Below are 839 nucleotides of genomic sequence, written 5' to 3' on the forward strand. Positions count from 1 at the left end.
GGGAATCGGCGGCACAAAGGCGCGTGACCCGGTGGCCAGCACCAGCCGATCCCACGCCAGCTGGTTGCCCGCGCTGTCAGTCAGGCTACGCTGCGCCCGATCAACCGACACCACCTGGCAGCCGCTGCGCAGTTCAATACCGTGCTGCGCAAAGAAATCCGCCTCCACCAGAGAGAGGTCAGCCGCCTGCTTGCCGTTGAAATAGTCCGACAAATGTACCCGGTCATAGGCTGGCTGAGACTCTTCGCCATACACCACAATCTGATAGTGCTGATGCAGTTCACGGGCGACCAGTTGCTCAAGAAAATAGTGGCTGACCATGCCGTGACCGATCACGGCTAATAGAGGTTTACTCATCAGAAGGCTCTCTGCAGCCTGTGGCTGCGTTTCAGGTTGATCGGGATCGAACAGGGTCGCGAGGGTGGCGGATTCAGCGCGCTGCAGGCGGCCAAGCAGTGCGGCCCCCTGCTGGCTGTCACCAAACAGCAGCACGCCGTTGAGGCGTCCCTGTCGCAGAAAGAGACGACGATAATCGCCGGAGATCGGATCAAAACTGCTGACCGACGGCGCTTCACGGATATCCCCGGCGCTGAACAGGGAAATGCCGCTGACTTTGAGCCGCGTGCCGCCGGGCTGCGTCCGGTAATCGGGTTCTGGCGTACCGGCCAGCTGCGCCGCCAGTACCTTCGCCTGTGCCAGACAGGGCGCCACCAGGCCAAAAGTTTCACTCTCAATTTCACAGCACTCGCCGACGGCGTAGACACCGGGCACGGCGCTGCGTAGCTGGCGATCGACCAGAATACCGCGCTGACACGGCAGGCCCGCCTCCCGCGCCACGG

Annotated in this window: 1 protein-coding gene; it reads right to left on the bottom strand. The window is 62.5% G+C overall.

Annotation, left to right across the window (positions count from 1 at the left end; genetic code table 11):
* On the bottom strand, positions 1-839 hold an 839-nt coding region (locus HA41_RS19415), incomplete at both ends, for an FAD-dependent oxidoreductase (protein ID WP_158086632.1).

It is taken from the genome of Pantoea conspicua (genome assembly GCF_002095315.1).
GTDB lineage: Bacteria > Pseudomonadota > Gammaproteobacteria > Enterobacterales > Enterobacteriaceae > Pantoea > Pantoea conspicua.